The organism is Cohnella sp. LGH (assembly GCF_017671885.1).
Lineage (GTDB): Bacteria > Bacillota > Bacilli > Paenibacillales > Paenibacillaceae > Cohnella > Cohnella phaseoli.
The window spans coordinates 6,900,483-6,920,481 of sequence record NZ_CP072117.1; the positions used below are offsets into that span (position 1 = coordinate 6,900,483).

Here is a 19,999-nt window from a genome sequence, read left to right on the forward strand (position 1 = left end):
GCTCAGCATTGACGGCGATACTGGACGAGGTAAGACCCATTTCCCTATCAAGGAGGACCAAAGATGAGAAAAACGGTAAAGACGCTTGGCATTACGGCCGCTCTGGCGGTCATGATTCCGTTCTCCGCTTATGCGGCGACGACGTCCGGCAGTGTGTCTCCATCCGAATCGGCGACGGCAGCTCCTGTAGACAAAGGTCATAGAGGCTTCGGGCCGGAACTGTCCGGCAGAGGAGCAGTCGGCGAGGAAGTGCTGGAGCTGTTGAAGCTGGACAAGGATGCCTATCGCGAAAAGGCCAAATCCGGCCTGACGCTGGGCGAAATCGCGGACCAGCAGGGAGTAAGCAGGGATAGTCTGAAGTCGGCTCTGACCGCAGCGTATAATCGGCAATTGGAGGAGCGGAAGCAGCAGTTCGCCGAAGGATTAGACGCGATGATTGACGCCAAACCTCATACAGGAGGAGAGCTTGGCCATAAAGGCGGGAAAATCGGCGCAGGCGATCTGACTGCAATTGCTGAAGCGTTGGGTTTAACAGCGGACGAATTGAAGGCGCAGCTTAAGGAAGGCAATTCGCTCGCAGACGTGGCCGGAGATAAGGGGATAGACGTTCAGAAGCTCGTAGACGCGCAGAAGACGGCGATCGAGAAGCGCGTCGGCGAGGCGCTTCAGGCCGGGGAGATCACGCAGGAGCAAGCGGACAAGAGGCTTGCGGAAGCGGGCGAGCAGGCTGAACGGATCGTGAACGGAGGCTTCCGCTTCGGAGGCGGCGAGCGCGGTCATGGCGGATTCGGCAAGCATGTCAAGCCGGGCGCGGCTTCCGACAGCGCGGCAGAATAAAACAAGAGGACGGATTACCGGGAAACGCCCGGACAATCCGTCCCTTTCTATGTTCGGACAATCCGTCCGCCTCATTACCTCAGCCGCCGGTCGCCGTCAAGCGAATCTCGATGCCGGAGGGGTCATGCGTCTGCACATAATCGGCTATCCGCTTCGCTTCAAAACCGGCGCGCTCCAGGTCGGCGACGATTCGTTCAAGCTCCGCCGCATCGGGAACCGCGATCGTGAAGTAGGCAATCCCGGTTGCGTTAGCGGGAGCCAGAGAGGCGCCGACGCCGGCCCATACGTTAAAGCCGATATGATGATGGTAGCCGCCGGCGGAGATAAAGCAGGCACGCATCGTCCGGCCGAGATCCGCGACGAGATCGAAGCCGATGACATCGCAATAGAACGCGCGGGACGCGGCAAGATCGCTCACGTGCAGATGGATGTGGCCCAGTATCGTGGCGGAAGGCAGCCCGTTCCAAGGCTTGTCTCCCGCCAAATTCAGCAGTCCCCGGATGTCCACCGGATCGGTCGCCATAATGTAATTGCCGTCGGCGTCTTTGCGCCACTGCGAGCGCGGTCGGTCGCAATAAATCTCGATTCCGTTGTTATCCGGATCGGAGAGGTACAGAGCTTCGCTGACCAGGTGATCGCCTTGGCCGATCGGAATGCCGGCCTCGACAAGCCGGCGGAGCGACAAACCGAGCTGCTCCCGGGTAGGCACGAGAATGGCGAAGTGGTACAAGCCTGCCGCCGATCTTTCCGGAGTGACGACAGCGTTCGGAATTTCCTCCAGCAGGAGAAATTCGGTTTGACCGTCAACTGTAAGCGACGCTGTATTGTCGGCGCGATCGAGCAAGCGAAAGCCGATGACGTCCAGGTAAAAGCGGATGGAGCGTTCAAGATCGCCGACTCTGAGCCGTAGCCGACCAAGCGAGGTTTCCGGGTGGATGGAGCGGTTCACGATCGTCATACCTCCGTTAAAAAACTGCCCGTCAGGCATGCAGCCTGCGGGCAGTTATGATTTTATCGCGATTTATTGTCTTTGCGTAGCTTGGGCGAATCGTTCCTGAATGAGGGAGTTGCTGATTTTCCAAGCGGACAAATCTTCTTGCACGAGCTGCGTCGCCGACTTCTTGGCTGGAGCGAACAAGAGCGCGTCCTTCGGCTGCTCGCCGACGGCCAGACTGACTTTGCCGTTCTTCGATACGTAGACGTTCATGTCGGCAAACCTCCCAAAATCATTTTGACCATTAAGACGACATACGGATTTTTATTCATTATAGCATCATTAACGCTTTCTTGATAGGTAATGTATTTGCGGTTGTCCCAATCCGGATCGGCGGGATAGTGCAGCGTAAGCACATGCTCGCCATGCTTGAAGCAAGCGTAAAACATCGTTTTGCTCTGCGTATAGTGGACAATATCCTTATTCATCTGGTAGGTGAGCGCAACGTAGGAGCTTTTGTCGTCCAGCCGGAACGAGCGGTTCCAAGCGACGTCGGCGCATTTGGCGACGAAGCGCATTTTGTCGCCTTCCCGGACGTAAAGAGTCGCTCCGATGCAATCGCCATACGTCCCGACTTTCTCCGATACGTAGGGCCCGTAACGCTGTTCAATTCTCCCGCCCGTCATTCGGCCCGCAACCGCGTTCAGGATCGATTCGTAATCCGTGCCTCCCGTTTTCGGCTGTAGAGAGATGAGCTCGGATAGCAAGCGGAACGCTTCGTCCGATTGCGCCAGCCTGCGGCCGGTCTCCGCGATGGAGCGGCTGAGCGGAAGCAGCATGGAGCCGCGCCGCAACAGATCGCTGAAATAATTCCGCCAATCGATCGTAACGCCAAGGGAGAGATCGTCCATAAAGACGTTGCGGACGGACAGATCGTGAAGCAAGAACCAGACGTACGGATCGATATGCGCCGGCAAGCCGGGATGATGCCGAAGGGCGGCCAGTACTTCGTCGGCTGACGGGGAGCGGCCGGCCTCGGAGATGTACTGCTCGCGAAAGTCGTCAATCCACTGTCGCGCCGTGCCGAAGAACACCGCTTTGACCGTCGTATCCACGAACACAAGCAGAGTTTTGCTTTTGTCGTAGGCCTGAATAAATTCCATGTGGGTCACTGTCCGCTGCGCTTCCTTGTAGTAGGTGCCGCCCCGACTGCCGACGAAGAGCAGGAAGATGTCGGCTTCTCCGACCGCGTCGAGACACTTGGAGACGGTGTCCGTATGAGCCGGCCAAGGTCCGAGATTTTCCTCCCACATGATCGGTTCGTGCCCCAGCTTCCTTAGTTCGTCAAACGCCTCCTTGCGCAGCCGCTTCAGTCCGTCCTCGTTGACCGAGCTGATAAAGATTTTTGTTTTAGCCAAGTTATTATCTCGCCCCCTCCATACGTTTTCTTCCATTGTAACCCATAGAAGGAGCGGAGGCATCCTGAACTTAGCTAGGCTATCACGGTCGCGGCAAACATATATATAGCAACAACAAACGCTAGGGAGTGACTGTCGGGATGGCGATTAAACCACTGGCTCTACAGCGAGGTGACACGGTCGGGATCGTTACGCTGGGAAGTCCGCTCGCGCCGGCGACGATTGACGCTCGGATCGCCTACTTGCAGTCGCTTGGTCTGAACGTCGTTGTCGGGCGGCATATCTATGACGAGAACGGTTTCCTGGCGGGAACTGCCCGCGAGAGAGCGGAGGATTTGATGAGCATGTTCGCCGACCCTAACGTGCGGCTTATTTTGCCGTCTCGCGGAGGAGTGGGCGTGGAAGGGATTTTGCCCTATCTGGATTTCGGGTTCATCCGCAGGCATCCGAAAATCGTCAGCGGCTACAGCGATATTACCGTTCTGCTGAACGCGCTGACGCAGCTGTCCGGAATCGTAACGCTGCACAGCCTGATGCTGATCGATTTCAGGCCGGATACGCCTCCGTACAATTTCGCGCAGTTTTTTACCGCTACGTCCCTGGCGGCAGTGCCGCGCGCGCTGGACAATCCTGCCGGTATACCGCTAGTTTCCAAAGTGTCCGGCAACGTCAGCGGTCCGATCGTCGGAGGCAACCTGACTTCTCTGACGGGCACGCTCGGAACGCCTTACGAGATCGATACGCGAGGCAAAGTCCTGCTGCTGGAAGAGGTCCATGAGCCGGCGAATACGGTGTTCCGTTATCTGGAGCAGCTGCGTCTTGCCGGAAAGTTCCGGGATTGCCGGGGCATCGTCATGGGCGAATGCACGGGGTGCCAAGACGCTTACGGCAAATCGTACGAGGACGTCATCGACGAGTTTATCGTTCCGCTGGGCAAGCCGCTCGTAACGGGGCTGGCATCCGGTCACGGCATGTACAAGGCGGCCGTTCCGATCGGCGCCTTCGTGAATCTGAACGCTGACGAAGGGACGCTGACTTGGTTGGAGCCGGCAGTTGCCTATATATAACCTTTTGCATTTTGAAGCAAATAGAAATAAAATTAAGAGATGATATTTGCCTTGTCATCTTTTTAACGCATCAGGAAAGGGGAACACGCATGTCATTTGTCAGCGATATCCTGGAGTTCAACGACCAATTTGTAGATCAACGTCAGTACGAGCAATATTTAACGGATAAATTTCCGGAGAAGAAGGTAGCCATTCTAACCTGTATGGATACGCGGCTGGTTGAGCTGCTGCCCAAAGCGCTGAATCTGCGCAACGGCGATGCCAAGTTCATTAAGAACGCGGGCGCGGTGCTGACGCAGCCGTTCGGAAGCGCCATGCGGAGCATTCTGATCGCCATTCACGAGATGGGAGCCAAGGAAGTGCTCGTTATCGGCCACCACGGCTGCGGCATGACTCAGCTCGATTCCGGAGCGCTGGTGGAGAAGTTTAAGAAGAATGGCATCTCGGACGTTGTGCTGGACACGCTCGAGAATTCGGGCATTCGGATGGAAAAGTTTCTGAAGGGCTTCGATAAGCCGGAGGACGGCGTTCGTCATAGCGTAGGCATGATCCGCCGCCATCCGTTGGTACCTTCGTTCGTACCGGTGCACGGTTTCCTCATTCATCCGGAGACGGGCAAGCTGGAGTGGCTGATCAACGGTTACGAGCAAGCTCAAGCGAAATAAAAGCTCTTCGGAAGCGGGCTTCGTCATTTGTTCAGAATTTGTTTATAGCCTTCTAGTATGATAGAGACAAAGTTCTCTATGTTCGGGAGGTTGAACAAAATGGCGAAAATTATGGTCGTCGACGATGCCGCGTTTTTGCGGGCGATGCTGAAGGATATTTTGGTAAAAGCGGGCCACGAGGTTGTGTCCGAGGCGGCGAACGGCATGGAAGCGGTGGACAAGTACAGAGCGCTGCGTCCCGATTTGGTGACGATGGACATTACGATGCCCGTCATGGAGGGCGTGGAGGCGCTGAAGGAAATTCGCAAGATCGATCCTTCCGCCAACGTTGTCATGTGCTCCGCCATGGGGCAGAAAAATCTGATCATCGAAGCGATTCAAAGCGGGGCCAAAGATTTTATCGTGAAGCCGTTTCAGTCGAACCGGGTTCTCGAAGCGGTCTCGAAGGCCATCGGATAAGCCGGTCGCTCTGCCGCCGCACATAATTAGCCGCTCCTCATCGGGGAGCGGCTTTTCGATATTCGTTCGGCGTCATGCCCGCAATTCGCTTGAAGACGGAGAGGAACGAGGCGTTGTCCTTATAGCCGACCATTTCGGCGATGGAGCCGATCTTGTGTCCGGTGCTTCGCAGCAGCTCGCAGCTTTTCTGAATCCGCAAAGCCTGAAGATAGCTATTGAACGATTGCTCGGTATGCTGTCTGAACAAGCGCTGCAAATGCCGCTCGCTCCAGCGGCTAAGCGTCGCCAATCGCTGCAGCGACAGCGGCTCGGCGAGATGCTGCTCCATGTAGGACAGAAGGTGATCGAACTGCGTCAGCTTGCGCGTCGAGGAGGAGGGGGCATGCTGCCGCAGCCTATGCACAACGATGAGAAGCTGGATCAGCATCGTGTCCAGATAGTCGGAAGACGCCGCCCTCGGCATGGAAAATTCGCGGTGCATCGCCAGCACCAGCCGCTCGATCGAATCGTCGGCATCGGACAAGTAAAAATAGGAAACGGAGCCGTCCCGAAGGTCGGAGATGAATTGTACCAGCTGCGTTTCCGAGACGAAGCCGGCAAGTCTTCCGAGCAGCGCAGGAGAGAAGACGCAGTTGTAGACGGTCAGCGGATGCTTGGCCACATCCACATAAGCGGGACGAAACACGTGCGGCACGCCGATCGGAATATGGAAGAGCTGACCCTTGCGAATCGGGTGAACCTGTCCGTCGATATGGTGGAAGCCGGTTCCTTCGGCAACGAAGGCGAATTCGATAAAGTCGTGGTCGTGCACCGGCGCCTCGAAGTCCTCGGACGCCCGATTGACATAGACGAGCCGGTCGTGGAGGAAGAAGTAGTCGCCCTTCAAAGTATGAATCGGATTCACACAATCACCGCCTGCAAAATGTCCGAAAATCCTAATCGAAATGTCCGTTATACCCCGATACTTTTCTTGGGAACCATTATATCATAGAGGCAATTCGGCAGTAAGAGAGGGGTCGTGGTTTATCCATGTTGCAAGTTATCGAATTGCGTTGCGAGTACAAGCGGAATCCGCTCGGGATTGAGGTAAAGCGGCCGCGCATCAGTTGGAAGCTGAAGTCCGAGGCTAGGTCGATCGTTCAGAGCGCCTACGAGATCGAGGTTGCGGAGAGCGCGGACTTCGATTCGGCCGTATGGGGCTCGGGGAAAATACAATCCGAACAGTCGCTGCACGTCGAGCTGGGCGATTTGGAGGTAGCGTCGCGCAAGCGTTATCATTACCGCGTCAGAGCATGGAGCGCAAGCGGCGAAGCCTCGGAATGGTCGGAGGCGGCCTGGTTCGAAATGGGCATTCTGGATAAGAGCGAATGGGTCGCAAAATGGATCGGCGTCTCCAAGCCGGCGGAGCAGCTGGCCGAGAAACCGGCTTCCTACGAGGAGCGGAGTCCGATGCTTCGCCGAAGCTTTGCGGTCGGTAAGGGCGTCAGACGCGCACGGGCATATGCCAGCGCTCTCGGCCTTTATGAGCTGGAGCTGAACGGCACGCGGGTCGGGGACGAGTATTTTACTCCCGGATGGACGAATTACGAGCACCGGATTCAGGTACAGGCCTACGACGTCACGGCGATGCTGAATGAGGGCGAGAACGCGATCGGCGCGATGCTGGGCAACGGATGGTACAAGGGCCCGTTGGCCTGGAAAGATCATTACTGTCTGTACGGAAACCGGCAGGCGCTATTCCTGCAGCTGCACATCGAGTACGACGACGGCACGGAAGAGACGGTCGTTTCGGATGAAAGCTGGCGTACGGCGCCTAGCCAGATTCTGATGTCCGAAATTTATCACGGAGAGACTTACGACGCTCGCCTGGAGATTCCCGGCTGGAGCGCGTCCGGCTTTGACGACGGCAAGTGGGAGGCGGTCGCCGTCGTGGAGCAGTCGAAGGACGTGCTGATCATGCAGGAGAACGATCCGGTACGCAAATTCGAGGAAATCAAGCCGATCGAGCTGATTAAGACTCCTCTTGGCGAAACCGTGCTCGATCTGGGGCAAAATATGGTCGGCTGGATGAAATTCACGGTAAAAGGCGAGGCCGGCACGGAAGTCGTGCTGCATCATGCGGAGGTTTTGGACAAGGAGGGCAACTTCTATATGACCAACCTGCGTGCGGCCAAACAGGAAATTCGCTACATCCTGAAGGGAGGAGAAGCGGAAACGTACGAACCGAGATTTTCCTTCCAAGGGTTCAGATACGTACGGCTGACCGGTTTCCCGGAGACGATTCGCTTGGAGGATTTCACCGGCATTGTGCTGCACAGCGACATGGCTCCGACCGGAAGCTTCGAATGCTCGGACCCGCTAGTTAATCAACTGCAGCACAACATCGAGTGGGGGCTGAAAGGCAATTTCCTCGATGTGCCGACGGATTGCCCTCAGCGCGACGAACGGCTCGGCTGGACGGGGGACGCCCAGATGTTCATCCGCACGGCCGCATACTTGCGGAATGTCGCCCCGTTCTTTACGAAGTGGAGCCGCGATTTGGCCACCGACCAACGCGAAGACGGCGGCGTTCCTTTCGTCATTCCGAACGTGCTGGACGAGAATTCCCACTCCTCCTCCGCTTGGGGAGACGCGGCGGTCATCTGCCCTTGGACGATCTATCTCTGCTACGGGGACAAAAGAATTTTGGAGGAGCAGTATGAGAGCATGAAAGCCTGGGTAGAGTATATCCGCAAGCAGGGCGACAACGAGCTGCTGTGGAATACGGGCTTCCATTTCGGAGACTGGCTCGGTCTCGATTCCAAGCCGGACACCTATATTGGCGCGACCGACCGCGATTATATCGCTACGGCGTTTTACGCCTATTCCACATCGCTGCTGAGGAAGACGGCCGAGGCGCTTGGGAAGGAAGAGGACGCCGCCAAGTACGGCAAGCTGTACGAAGGAATCGTAGCGGCGTATTACGATGAGTTCGTAAGTCCGAACGGAAGACTGACTGTACCGACCCAGACCGCTCAAGTGCTCGGCCTCGTGTTCGGCATTCTGGACGGGAAAGCTAAAGAACGCGCGGTCGCCAAGCTGATGGAGCTGATGGAGGAAAGCAAATTCCATTTGACGACGGGCTTTGTCGGCACGCCTTACTTGAACTTTGCGCTGACCGACAACGGTCACAACGACGCGGCTTACAAGCTGCTGTTCCAACAGGATTATCCTTCCTGGCTGTACCAGGTCACCAAAGGCGCGACGACGATTTGGGAGCACTGGGACGGCATCAAGGAGGACGGCTCGTTCTGGAGCGCGGATATGAATTCGTTCAACCATTACGCTTACGGAGCGATCGGCGATTGGCTGTATCGTCGCGTTGCCGGCATCGATATGGACGAACGGGTCGCGGGCTACAAGAAGATTCTCATCCGTCCGCAGCCGGGCGAAGGACTGGACTGGGCGGAAGCGCGCCTGGAAACGATGTACGGCGAAATTCGCAGCTGCTGGAAGCGTACGGACGACGGAATGACGCTCGAGGTAACGGTTCCGGCGAATACGACGGCGGAGATTTTGCTGCCCAACGCGACTCTCGAGACGGCGAGAGAGAACGGCTCGAAGCTGGAAGCGGCCGATGGCGTTGCCGCCGTTCGGGAAGCGGAGAGCGGAGTGGAGCTGACGGTCGGCTCCGGGCAGTACAGCTTCAATTGGGCAGTCGCTCAGCCGCAAGCCGCCGAGTAGTTCGGGTTATATCTTTTCGGTGCGTATTGGGCTGTAATCTGCATTGTTAGCATCATTATTTTCTTTGCCTTCATGAAACCTTCATCTAATGTTCATCATACCTTCATGCAGCTTCGGCTCCGTGATGGTATGATTTTTTTATTCTGGGATAACTTTAAGCGAACAACCTTGCCAAATGAAAATGAAAATGAACAACCTCTACTAAAGGATGTGTAAAGGATGCATAAAACAATCATTATCGGCACCGGCCCTGCGGGACTTACCGCGGCGATCTATCTGGCGCGCGCCAACCTGAACCCTCTGGTGATCGAGGGACCGGAGCCGGGCGGCCAATTGACGACAACGACGGAGGTCGAGAACTTCCCCGGTTTTCCGGAAGGCATTATGGGTCCTGAGCTGATGGATAACATGCGTAAGCAAGCGGAGCGCTTCGGCGCCGAATTCCGTTCGGGCTGGGTCAATAGCGTGGATATGTCGCAGCGTCCGTTTAAGCTGTCCGTGGAAGGCATGGGCGAGCTGACGGCGGAGACGCTCATTATTTCCACCGGCGCTTCGGCCAAATATTTGGGCATTCCGGGAGAGAAGGACAATGTCGGACGCGGCGTCAGCACATGCGCGACTTGTGACGGCTTCTTCTTCCGCGGCAAAAAAATCATTGTTGTCGGCGGCGGCGATTCCGCGATGGAAGAAGCCAACTTCCTGACCCGGTTCGCTTCGGAAGTCGTACTCGTCCATCGCCGGGAAGAGCTGCGCGCATCGAAAATTATGCAGGACCGCGCGCGCAACAATCCGAAAATCAGCTGGAGCCTGAACCGCACGCCGCTGGAAGTCGAAAGCGGTCCAATGGGCGTAACCGGCATGAAGGTCAGAAATAACGAAACGGGCGAGGTAGAGACGATCGCGACCGACGGACTGTTTGTGGCGATCGGCCATACGCCGAACACGAAGTTTCTCGGCGGCCAGCTGGAAACGGATGAAACCGGCTATCTGATCGTGAAGCCGGGCTCGACCGAGACGAACGTACCGGGCGTTTTCGCTTGCGGCGACGTGCAGGACAACAAGTATCGCCAAGCGATCAGCGCCGCGGGAACGGGCTGTATGGCCGCGCTGGATTGCGAACGCTTCTTGGAGAATGCCGAGTCTCACTAATCCATATTGAGGATCGGAGGGGGAGCGTTTGGCGTCTAAAAAAGCTTTGATCCTGGGAGCGAGCGGACTTGTCGGAGGGCAGCTGCTGCGGTTGCTGCTGGATGCGCCGGAATACGAACGCGTGACGGCTCTGGTGCGGCGTCCACTTGGGATTGAGCATGCCAAGCTGAACGAAGTTATCGTCAACTTCGACGCGCTGGACAACTACAGCGATCAGTTTCACGTTGAGGATGTCTTCAGCTGCCTTGGCACAACGATCAAGAAAGCCAAAACCCGCGAAGCGATGAATCGGATCGATTATACGTATCCGCTGGAGGCCGCCCGTCTAGCTAAACGAACGGGTGTCCGGCGTTTCCTTGCGGTCAGCTCGATGAGCGCCAATCCCGACTCCTCCATCTGGTACTCCCGCATGAAAGGCAACCTCGAGCGCGATCTCCGCCGCTTGGAGTTGCCTTCTCTTCGTTTGTTCCGGCCCTCTTTGCTGCTTGGTCAGCGTGAGGAATTTCGGTTTGGCGAGCATGCCGCGGCGTGGCTGATGCCCAAACTGGCCTTTCTGCTAGTGGGAAATCTGCGGAAATATCGGGCGATCGAGGGAGCCGTCGTGGCCAAGGCGATGTTTAGGGACGCCCATTTGTCGGAATCGGGCGTCCGTATTTATATGTCCGACGAAATCGCAAGGTTGGGCGATTGACCGCCTCTAACGGTCTGGCAGGCCGTTGCAAGAGCGAATTCGGGCGGTTGACCGCCTCTAACGGTCTGGCAGGCCGTTGCAAGAGCGAATTCGGGCGGTTGACCGCCTCTAACGGTCTGACAGGCCGTTGCGTGAGCAAATTCGGGAGTTAGACCGCCTCTAACGGTCTGGCAGGCCGTTGCGGGAGCAAATTCGGGAGTTAGACCGCCTCTAACGGTCTGGCAGACCGTTGTGCGGGCGAATTCGGGCGGTTGACCACCTCTAACGGTCTGGCAGGCCGTTGCGCGAGCGAATTCGGGCAGTTGACCGATAATTAGTCAATCGTATAAAACTTCGCTTTGCGCACTGTCACAAAATCGTCGACCTCCTCGTTATATGAGCAACACATAACGAGGAGTGATCGCGATGGAGACCATGACTTGCGTTGTCGTAGGCGGAGGTTATGCGGGGATTAATACGGTTAAGGCACTGCTGAAAGCTTCCCCCGCAGAGGCGGTCGGACGTCCGCTGCGTATCGTACTGATGGACAAAAATGCTTACCATCTGCGCAAGGTGCTGTTGTTCCGGGCTGCCGCCGGCGAGGAGGACATTACGATTCCGCTTTCGGAAATGTTTCCGAAAGGAGTAGAGCTGCTGCAGGCGGAAGCGACCGGAATCGAAAGCGCAGAGAAGCGGCTTAGATATAAGGATGCCCGAGGCGCCGAAGGGGAGATCGAATACGATTGGCTCGTGCTAGCGACCGGCAGCGTTGTCCGTCGGCCTGAGCCCGAGCAGGGAGGCATCGCCCTAAGCGGATTAAACGACGCGAAGCGCATTCGCGAGGCCTGGCAGAGCAATCTGCTTCAGGCGGCGGCTTCGAACGATAGGGCCGAGCAGGAGAAACGGATGACGATTGCAGTGGCCGGAGCGGGAATCAGCGGCATCGAGACGGCGGCCGAGCTGGCATATTACGTTCGCGCGGACGCCGAGCGGCTGGGGCTGGATGCCGGCAAAGTGCGGATCGTACTGTATAACAGCGAGAAACGTCTGTTTCCGACGGCTTCGGCCAAGGTCGGTCGCAAGTTGGAAAATGCGCTAACCGCCAAAGGAATAACGGTGCGGCACAGTGTCAAGGTACTGAGCGAAGAGTCCGGCAGATTGACGCTGGCCGACGGCCGCAGCGAACAGGCGGGCTTGTGCATCTGGACGCTGGGGCTGCTGCCCAATCCGCGTTTGCGCGAGTTGGGAGTGCCTGTAACCTCGGACGGACACATCGGGGTAGACGGCAGCTACCGGGTATCGGGGCTTCCCGGCGTATATGCGATCGGCGACAACGCGCGGATCGTCGATCCCGCAACCGGCCGCGTAGACGGCAAAACGTGCAAGGAAGCGATCGGCCAAGCGCCGCGGCTGATCAAAGTCATGGCGGCGGATGCGGCGGGACGACCCGCGCCTGTTCACAAGTCGTACCTCGATCTGTTTTGCTTCGGCCTCGGACCCGAGCAAGGGCTGGTGTGGACGCGACAATGGGGACTCGATATTGTGCTGACCGGCAAGCTGGGCTGGAAGATCCGCAAGATGACATGGGATATGGCAAGCTTGATCAAATAACCCGGAGTGGGACTTGCGGCAGGCCAGGCGGAAACGGGGGGACGCATGCAGGAACTCTATGAGCAATACGGAAGACTGTTGTTTACGTTAGCTTACCAGCTGACGGGTACCGTGGCCGACGCCGAAGACGCGGTGCAGGACGTGTTCGTGAAAATATACGAGATTGACTCTGCGCGGCTGACACAACCGAAAGCATACTTGTGCAAAATGGTGACGAACCGATGCCGGGATTTGCTTAAATCGGCACGCCGACGCCGGGAGCAGTATTTTGGCGAATGGCTGCCGGAACCGGTTCCGACGGAGAACGACAGTTCGCTGGAGGCGATTGTGAGGGGCGAACTTCTGTCGTATGCCATGCTGGTTCTGCTGGAGAAGCTGTCGCCTGCGGAGCGGGTCGTTTTCGTCCTTCGCGAGGCGATGGGGTTCGACTATGCCGCCATCGCCGAGATTGTCGATAAGAGCGAACCCGCTTGCCGCAAGCTGCTCAGCCGGGCTCGCGGCAAGATGGGCGTGTTGCCCGAGGAGCAGGTTCGGCCGGAGTCGGCAAGCGAACAATGGGTAAAGCGGTTTGTGTCGGCGCTGGAATCCGGTAACGCCGACACGGTCGTCGCTATGCTGGCGAGCGATGTGACGCTCGTATCCGACGGCGGCGGCAAGGCGATCGCCGCCGTTCATCCGATCCGTTCGCCTGTATCCGTCGCCCGTTTTCTGCTTGGTATCGCCAACCAGATCGCTCATCCGGATAGCGGGATAACGTTCCGGCTGGCCGGGATCAACGGACAGGCGGGGCTCCTTTTCAGCTCGCCGACCGGACCGGACACGATCGTTCTTCTGCATCAGGAGAATGACAAGCTGCAAAATCTATATTTGATCCGCAACCCGGATAAGCTAGCGTCCTTCAATGATAAAAGTTGATGCCGCATCGTTAGCCGGATCGCCGATATACAGAAGGACCGCTTTCCGCCGACGAGGTCGGGGAAGCGGTCCTTATGTTAATGCGAGCTCAACCTATTACGCATCGGCCAGACGATAGCCGGCGCCTCTTACGGTGGCGATATAGGTCGGCTGCTTCGGATCGTCGTCCAGCTTGCTGCGCAGGCTGCGAATATGAACGTCGATCGCGTTGCTGCCGCCGAAATACGTCTCGCCCCATACTTCGTTCATCAGCTCTTGGCGGGTCATCACCTTGCCTCCGGCGGCAAGAATCGAACGCAGCAGATCGTATTCGGTCTTGGTCAGCTCGATGCGCGAGCCTTGACGCGTCACGGTCATGCGATCGGGATCGAGCGAAATATCTTTGAACGACAGCAGCCGGGAAGGCTCTGCCGCTTTCGCATGTTGCACCGACAACAGTTGGATTTTGGAGATGACTTCGTCGATCGGGCCCGGCCAGACGACCGTCTCTTCCCCAGGGTACGCATCCGTCGTGCCGCTTACGAGAGCCAGTACGGGAGAGGAGCCGTCGGACGGCCAAGCGGCCGAAACCGAAGCCGGAGCTTCCACGGTGCGGTCGACTACGACGATGTTTCCTTGAATCATCGCAAGCAGCGGATCGTCGGCATGATGCAGAAGCAGGACGTCGTAGCATCTTCTGGCAAGCTCTGCGACAAGCGTTCTCAGCGCTGCCGGGCGTGGACTGACGATCAGAATTCGATCTGTAATCTCGCAGTAATCGCCTTCGGCGGGCAGACTGTCGTCGGTCGTCAAACCGTCGGCCAGCACGGCTTCTTCAATCAGTGGGCGGATTTGTTCGCGCTGCTGCATGATTGGCACACTCCCTTAAACACATACTGCTCGTTCGTAATAGTGTAACCCGTCTGATCCGATATTTTCTCCAGCCACTCCGAAGGAGTCGGGACGAACACTTCGTCGACTTTGCCGCATTCGGTGCAGACGATGTGCTGGTGATCTTCGACGCGTGCGTCGTAGCGGCAGGCATCGCCCTCAAGCTTCAATTCCTGAATGAGGCCTTCGTCGGTCAAATATTTCAATGTATTGTACACGGTCGCATATGCGAAATGGTGTCCGCCGGCCTTTAATCTCCCGATAATGTCCGCTGCCGTAGGATGATCGTCGGACGCGGTCAGCAGATCGTAAATGGTTTTCCGCTGAACAGTCATCGCCCCCGCTTTCCTCATCTTCTTCATCCCCTTTATTTAGATTTAGTTTAAGTTTATCCAATAAGAGGATGGGTGTCAACAAGGCGTAAAGGGAGGGCAGGGATTCGCAAACCTTAGCGCAAGATGAACCGAATCGGGAAAAAGACGGATTTTTAAACAGAAAGGTCGGATTATCGTTCATCGATTATCCGATCTTTATTTTAAACTATGGAGGTAAGCGGCGCGCGAATTGGCCGCCAAGCAGGAGGTGCCGTTAATCGATCTTGCCGAGATGAGCAAGCGATTGTTCGAGGAGATCGGGGAGGAAGGGAGGAGCTAATCGTATCAGGCTTCCGCTCATCCAGGCTTTGGCCGCTTGCGATGTATTTGAGATAACTGGGAATGCGAGGAAATGAGTCGATCTTGCTTTACAGCGCTTGCCCAGGATGTCATACTGTCTTGTACTTATTTCGATTGACGGAGAGGACGGCATCCGCCATGCAAAAAGGGTTTATCTCCTTTCGACATATGAAGATCAAAAACAAGCTGTCGCTCCTGTTTGCGCTCATTATTCTAGTTACGTTTTCATTTACGTTTCTGGTACAGCAATATGCCTTTTCCATCTATGATCGGCAGCTATACGACAAATCGTCGCAAGTGCTCAACCTGTCCTCCGCAGCGATCGAAACGAAGCTTGGCCGCATCGAGCAGATGTCCTACGACATCATCGCGGACATTCAGCTGCAAAGTCAGCTCTTGGCCATTAAGAACGCGGACTCCGAATACGATAAGCATATTTTGAGGCAGAAGGTGATCGACCGGCTTCTGACGTACGCCGGCTCGGAGCCGTCGATCTACTCCATTCAGCTAATGGATTCTCACGGCAAAGAGAACAGCGTCGGCAACGTGACGGAGATAGAAGGAGAGAAGAGCGGACGGATTAAGGCGCTGACGAGCGAGGCGGAAGGAGACAACCTGTGGATCTATCCCGACGAGCGAGATCCCGCGCTTATCTCCGCGAGGGAAATTCGCTCGTTCAATAATACGAACTTCGATCTGCAATATCTCGGAACGTTAGTGATTCGGATTAACATCGGGAAGATCGCCCAGCAATATTCTTCCGCGAAAGGAGATTTGATTCTCTTCTCCGGCGAAGAGGTGATTTATCCGAAGGTGCCATTGTTCGGCCTTGCGGAAGTGAATAGCTCCATCCGATCTCCCAAAGGCTATTTTACTCAGAAAATAGACGGCCATACGTATTTTATCTCCTATACGAGATCAGCCAACACGGGATGGACATACTTGAATATTACCCCTTTCAACCAAATTTTCGAACGGGTTATTTTCATTAAAGAGCTTGTCGTTATCGTGTTCGTGGGAATTTTTGCGCTTGTGATCCTGCTCGGAATCCGATTCTCCAGAAGCTTGACTCGTCCGATCGACGGCTTGATTGCCCGGATGAAGATGGCCGAGAAAGGGAACTTCGCCGGGGCGCACCTGCAAACGGCGGACGACTCCCCGATGTCCATGGATGAAATGGGGCTGCTGCACCGGACGTTCCGGCTGATGGTCGAACGAATCAATACGCTAATTACAGAAAATTACGCTAACCAGCTGCTGATCAAGGAAACGGAGTTTAAGGCGCTTCAAGCGCAGATCAATCCCCATTTTCTCTACAACACGCTGGAATCGATCAACTGGATCGCGAAGGTGAACAAGCAAACGCAAATTTCGAACATGGTAGAATCGCTTGGCTTCTTGCTTCGCAATTCGATAAACATGAAGGAAGAGATTTTGACGCTCGAAGAAGAGCTTGAAGTCGTTAGAAGCTATGTGACGATTCAGAAGTACCGGTTCGACGAGAGGCTGGATTTCAGACTGGAAGTTCCCGAACGTTGGTTGTCCCGCAAGCTGCCGAAGCTGACGCTTCAGCCGCTCTTGGAGAATGCGATCCAGTACGCTCTGGAACCGACGATCGGAACAAGCCGCATCGTCGTGCGCGCAGAGTTATCCGATGAAGGACTTATCCTTACGGTTGAAGATGACGGCCCCGGCATGCCGCAGGATACGCTGGCACAGCTGCGAAGCGGGGAAATGAAGGCCAAGGGCAAAGGAATCGGTTTGTTGAATATCGACGAGAGAATCAAAATTGCCTTCGGAGAGCCATACGGAATTCGCATAGTCAGCGCTCCCGGAGCCGGAACACGGGTGAACGTAGTCCTGCCGCCGGAAGAGGAGGAGTAATCGGTGTACAAAGTCATGTTAGTAGACGACGAAAAAATCATTCTCGACGGCATCTCCCAGATGATAGACTGGGCATCGCTCGAAACGCAGCTGATCGGCACAGCTTCGAACGGAGTGGACGCCTTCGAGAAAGTGAAAGAGCTGCAGCCGGATATCGTGGTCAGCGACATTCGCATGCCGGGAATGGACGGTCTTGAGCTCGTGGCGGCCGTTCACCGGTCTTATCCAAGCATTCGGTTCGTGCTTCTCTCCGGCTTCGGAGAATTCGATTATGCCAGCCGCGCCATGCAATACGGCGTTAAGCACTATTTGTTGAAGCCGACCAACGAGAATAAAATCGCCGAAGCGCTGAAAGAGATCGTGACGGAGCTGGAATCGGACCAGCAACGGGAGCGATTCGTCAGCACGATCAAGCAAGGGCTGCAAAAGGCGATCCCGCATGTGAAGCAGCAGGTGCTGAAGGAATTCGTTACGAACAAAACTTACGGGAGCAGAGATTGGGATTATTACCGCGAGCTGTTTCAATTCGAGTTCGAGAGTCCCGTACGCTTGCTGCTGTTTCAACTTGAAGGAGCCGTGGAATTCGAGCACCTGTTTGCGATTAAGAACATTGCCGAGGATTTGTTGGACACGACGCTGCTCAGCACGACGATCGGAGATCATGTGCTCGTTCTCGTTGAAGATACGCTCGAGCTATCGGAGCTCTACCGGAGAATCCATGACATTCGGGATACGTTCCTGCGCTACTACAAGCTGGATGCGACAATCGCCTTGAGCGAGCCCGATGGTATTACCCAAGCGCGCAGTCTGTATCAGGAAACGCTGCAGAGCTTGAACTACCGTTTCTATCTTGGCGAAGGCGGATTGATTACGCGCAAGGATACCGGAGCGAGGGGACCGGAGACGACAGGGCATTTCGATTTCGAGGAAGAGAAGCTGACGATGCCGGTGCAGTCCGGCCATCGGGAAGAGGCGGAGCAGGCTTTATCCCAGCTTATGGATGAGCTCATGCGAGCCAAGCTCGACATCCACGTCACCAAAACTTATGTCATACAGCAATTCGTATCGCTGCTGCGGCTCGGAGATCCGCAACAGATCAACCGCTACTATGGGCGTTTGTCCGAACTCGTGGAAATGAACACGCTGCAGGCAATCCAGGAGCTGCTTGAAAATACGGTCAGGGAGATCGTCCAATATCACTATGAACGCAACGTCGTCAAACATACGTCAATCGTCCGCAAGGTCATCGATATCGTGAACGAGCAGCTCGGCAACTCCGAATTGTCGCTGAATCAGGTGGCGGGAGAGATGCTGTACATGAACGCCGACTATCTCGGCAAGCTGTTCAAGAAGGAGACCGGAGAGAAGTTTTCGAACTATGTGGTCAAAGCGAGGGTGAAGAAAGCGACGGAGCTGTGGGCCGCCAATCCGGAGATTAAAATTTTCGAGATGGCCGAGATGCTTGGCTTCGGAGATAATCCCCAGTACTTCAGCCAGGTGTTCAAGAAGCAGATGGGCTGCACGCCTTCCGAGTATGCCAAGCAGACGGACAACTCTGCTTTTTGAACAAACAGCACGGTTTTTTGGATTACGATTTCGATCCTACCCGATGATAATAAGAAATGTAAGCACTAACAATTTAATCAATCTCATAGGGGAGGATTTAGAAATGAAAAAAGCACTAACCGGCATCGTCCTGCTTGCTCTCATCATCAGCCTGATCGGCTGCGGCTCCGGCTCCGGCAACGACAAAGAAACGGCAAGCTCGGCTCCCGCATCGTCGCCTGCCGAGTCGAAGGACGCTTCCCCGTCCGCATCGGCCAGCGAAAGCAAAGATCCGGTGAAGCTGCGCGTCGCCTGGTGGGGCGGCCAAGCTCGTCACGACTACACGCTCAAGGTCATCGAGCTGTACGAATCTCTGAATCCTCATGTCACGATCGAACCGGAATACGCCGCCTTCGACGACCACTGGAAGAAGCTCGCTCCTAACGCGGCTGCCGGCAATCTCCCGGACGTTATCCAGATGGACATTTCCTACCTGTCGCAATATGGCGGACGCGGTCAACTGGAAGATTTGACTCCGTACACGCAGAACGGCACGATCGACGTCAGCTCGATCGGCGAAGCGTCGCTGTCCGGCGGCAAGCTCGGCGATCAGCTGTTCGCGATGAACCTCGGCTCCAACGCGCTGCTTGCCGTCGTAGACAAGGCGATGCTGGAAGCGGCGGGCGGCACGATGCCGGGCGAAGACTGGACCTGGGACGATTTCGCGAAGCTCGGCCCGGTCATGAAGTCGCAGGGCAAGCTGCTAATGGCGGACCTCCGTCATGACGTATTCTTCCCGTTCTATCTGAGAAGCAAAGGCCAGCATATGTACGCGGCCGACGGCAAAGGCTTGGGCTACGCCGACGATCAACTGTTCATCGAGTTCTACACGAGATATCAGGACTGGTACAACAACGGCTATCTACTATCCCTCGACAAGCTGGCGCAGAAGAAGGGCACGCCGGAGGACGGCGAGCTTGAGCTGGGCAACGCGGTCAGCACTTGGGGCTGGTCGAACCAATATATTTTGTCCTCCACGGTGGCGAAGCGTCCGTTCGAGATTTTGCCGGTGCCGGGCTGGAACGAGAACAAGGCTTTGTTCCTGAAGCCGAGCATGTACTTCTCGATTGCCAAAAACTCCAAGGTGAAGGACGAAGCAGCGAAGTTCATCGATTTCTGGGTCAACAACATCGAAGCGAACAAAATTATCATGGGCGAGCGCGGCGTTCCGGTCTCCTCCAAGGTGAAGGAAGCGCTGAAGCCGGATCTGACGCCGGAGCAGGCGAAGGTGTTCGATTACGTCGCATGGGCCGAGCAGAACAGCGGCCAGATGGATCCTCCGAATCCGGTAGGCGCGGTCGAGGTCGACAAGCTGCTTAAAGATACGGTCGAGCAAGTGCTGTACAAGAAACTGACCGTCGAAGAAGGCGCGGCCAAGTTCCGCGAGGAAGCGACAAAAATTCTCTCCAAAAACTAAATCGATTGCGTTCGATCGGGCTCGCGGCTTCCGCGGGCCCGGTTTGCTTTAAAATTTTCGTCATTCGGGAACCTTTTGCAAGCTGCGTTGTCTAACTTATC

General features: G+C 56.0%; 18 protein-coding genes. 12 read left to right on the forward strand and 6 right to left on the reverse strand.

Annotated elements, in window-relative coordinates; translation table 11 throughout:
* Positions 1-63 precede the first annotated feature (63 nt).
* Positions 64-837 carry a hypothetical protein gene (locus J4772_RS28620; protein WP_209072481.1) on the forward strand — a complete coding sequence of 258 codons (774 nt, stop codon included), beginning with the start codon at positions 64-66 and terminating at the stop codon, positions 835-837.
* A 79-nt stretch (positions 838-916) separates the two neighbouring features.
* On the opposite strand, the gene J4772_RS28625 is transcribed toward J4772_RS28620, so the two are convergent.
* The 3 genes from J4772_RS28625 to J4772_RS28635 form a co-directional block, all read right to left on the reverse strand.
* Positions 917-1,786, reverse strand: coding sequence for a VOC family protein (locus J4772_RS28625; RefSeq protein ID WP_209072482.1), 870 nt, complete (start codon positions 1,784-1,786; stop codon positions 917-919).
* A 72-nt stretch (positions 1,787-1,858) separates the two neighbouring features.
* Entirely contained in the window at positions 1,859-2,044 is a 186-nt protein-coding gene (locus J4772_RS28630) for a hypothetical protein (protein WP_116063660.1), read from the reverse strand.
* On the reverse strand, positions 2,041-3,189 hold the full coding sequence (locus J4772_RS28635) for a DUF4062 domain-containing protein (protein WP_209072483.1): 1,149 nt from the start codon (positions 3,187-3,189) through the stop codon (positions 2,041-2,043). The genes J4772_RS28630 and J4772_RS28635 overlap by 4 nt, the downstream gene beginning before the upstream one ends.
* Before the next feature lie 140 nt (positions 3,190-3,329).
* Here J4772_RS28635 and J4772_RS28640 point away from each other — a divergent pair, with 140 nt between their 5' ends.
* From J4772_RS28640 to J4772_RS28650, 3 genes are all read left to right on the forward strand, one after another.
* On the forward strand, positions 3,330-4,256 hold the full coding sequence (locus J4772_RS28640) for a S66 peptidase family protein (protein WP_209072484.1): 927 nt from the start codon (positions 3,330-3,332) through the stop codon (positions 4,254-4,256).
* A gap of 89 nt (positions 4,257-4,345) precedes the next feature.
* Positions 4,346-4,921: a beta-class carbonic anhydrase gene (locus J4772_RS28645; RefSeq protein WP_209072485.1), complete on the forward strand. Its 576-nt coding sequence runs from the start codon at positions 4,346-4,348 to the stop codon at positions 4,919-4,921.
* 99 nt (positions 4,922-5,020) lie between these two features.
* The gene (locus J4772_RS28650) at positions 5,021-5,380 is read left to right on the forward strand and encodes a response regulator (RefSeq protein WP_116063656.1); all 360 of its coding nucleotides are present in this window, start codon (positions 5,021-5,023) and stop codon (positions 5,378-5,380) included.
* A 37-nt stretch (positions 5,381-5,417) separates the two neighbouring features.
* On the opposite strand, the gene J4772_RS28655 is transcribed toward J4772_RS28650, so the two are convergent.
* The gene (locus J4772_RS28655) at positions 5,418-6,284 is read right to left on the reverse strand and encodes an AraC family transcriptional regulator (RefSeq protein ID WP_209072486.1); all 867 of its coding nucleotides are present in this window, start codon (positions 6,282-6,284) and stop codon (positions 5,418-5,420) included.
* A 125-nt stretch (positions 6,285-6,409) separates the two neighbouring features.
* Here J4772_RS28655 and J4772_RS28660 point away from each other — a divergent pair, with 125 nt between their 5' ends.
* The 5 genes from J4772_RS28660 (at position 6,410) to sigJ (ending at position 13,448) form a co-directional block, all read left to right on the forward strand.
* On the forward strand, positions 6,410-9,103 hold the full coding sequence (locus J4772_RS28660) for a glycoside hydrolase family 78 protein (RefSeq protein WP_209072487.1): 2,694 nt from the start codon (positions 6,410-6,412) through the stop codon (positions 9,101-9,103).
* A 219-nt stretch (positions 9,104-9,322) separates the two neighbouring features.
* On the forward strand, positions 9,323-10,252 hold the full coding sequence (gene trxB / locus J4772_RS28665; protein ID WP_209072488.1) for a thioredoxin-disulfide reductase: 930 nt from the start codon (positions 9,323-9,325) through the stop codon (positions 10,250-10,252).
* A 28-nt stretch (positions 10,253-10,280) separates the two neighbouring features.
* The gene (locus J4772_RS28670; protein WP_209072489.1) at positions 10,281-10,943 is read left to right on the forward strand and encodes an NAD-dependent epimerase/dehydratase family protein; all 663 of its coding nucleotides are present in this window, start codon (positions 10,281-10,283) and stop codon (positions 10,941-10,943) included.
* 405 nt (positions 10,944-11,348) lie between these two features.
* Positions 11,349-12,533, forward strand: coding sequence for an NAD(P)/FAD-dependent oxidoreductase (locus J4772_RS28675; RefSeq protein ID WP_209072490.1), 1,185 nt, complete (start codon positions 11,349-11,351; stop codon positions 12,531-12,533).
* Between the two features lie 45 nt (positions 12,534-12,578).
* Positions 12,579-13,448, forward strand: coding sequence for an RNA polymerase sigma factor SigJ (gene sigJ / locus J4772_RS28680; RefSeq protein ID WP_209072491.1), 870 nt, complete (start codon positions 12,579-12,581; stop codon positions 13,446-13,448).
* Positions 13,449-13,544: 96 nt separating this feature from the next.
* Here the strand turns inward: sigJ and J4772_RS28685 are convergent, their stop codons facing one another.
* Together J4772_RS28685 and J4772_RS28690 are read right to left on the reverse strand one after the other, a co-directional pair.
* A complete protein-coding gene (locus tag J4772_RS28685) occupies positions 13,545-14,297 on the reverse strand; it encodes a response regulator transcription factor (RefSeq protein WP_116063649.1) in 753 nt (250 codons plus the stop codon).
* Positions 14,267-14,671: a Fur family transcriptional regulator gene (locus tag J4772_RS28690; RefSeq protein WP_116063648.1), complete on the reverse strand. Its 405-nt coding sequence runs from the start codon at positions 14,669-14,671 to the stop codon at positions 14,267-14,269. The genes J4772_RS28685 and J4772_RS28690 overlap by 31 nt, the downstream gene beginning before the upstream one ends.
* A gap of 420 nt (positions 14,672-15,091) precedes the next feature.
* On the opposite strand from J4772_RS28690, the gene J4772_RS28695 reads away from it, so the two are divergent.
* From J4772_RS28695 to J4772_RS28705, 3 genes are all read left to right on the forward strand, one after another.
* Entirely contained in the window at positions 15,092-16,876 is a 1,785-nt protein-coding gene (locus tag J4772_RS28695) for a cache domain-containing sensor histidine kinase (protein ID WP_247740881.1), read from the forward strand.
* Between the two features lie 3 nt (positions 16,877-16,879).
* Positions 16,880-18,442, forward strand: a complete 1,563-nt coding sequence (locus J4772_RS28700; protein ID WP_209072492.1) for a response regulator transcription factor — start codon at positions 16,880-16,882, stop codon at positions 18,440-18,442.
* A 103-nt stretch (positions 18,443-18,545) separates the two neighbouring features.
* A complete protein-coding gene (locus J4772_RS28705; RefSeq protein WP_209072493.1) occupies positions 18,546-19,898 on the forward strand; it encodes an ABC transporter substrate-binding protein in 1,353 nt (450 codons plus the stop codon).
* Positions 19,899-19,999: the final 101 nt, after the last annotated feature.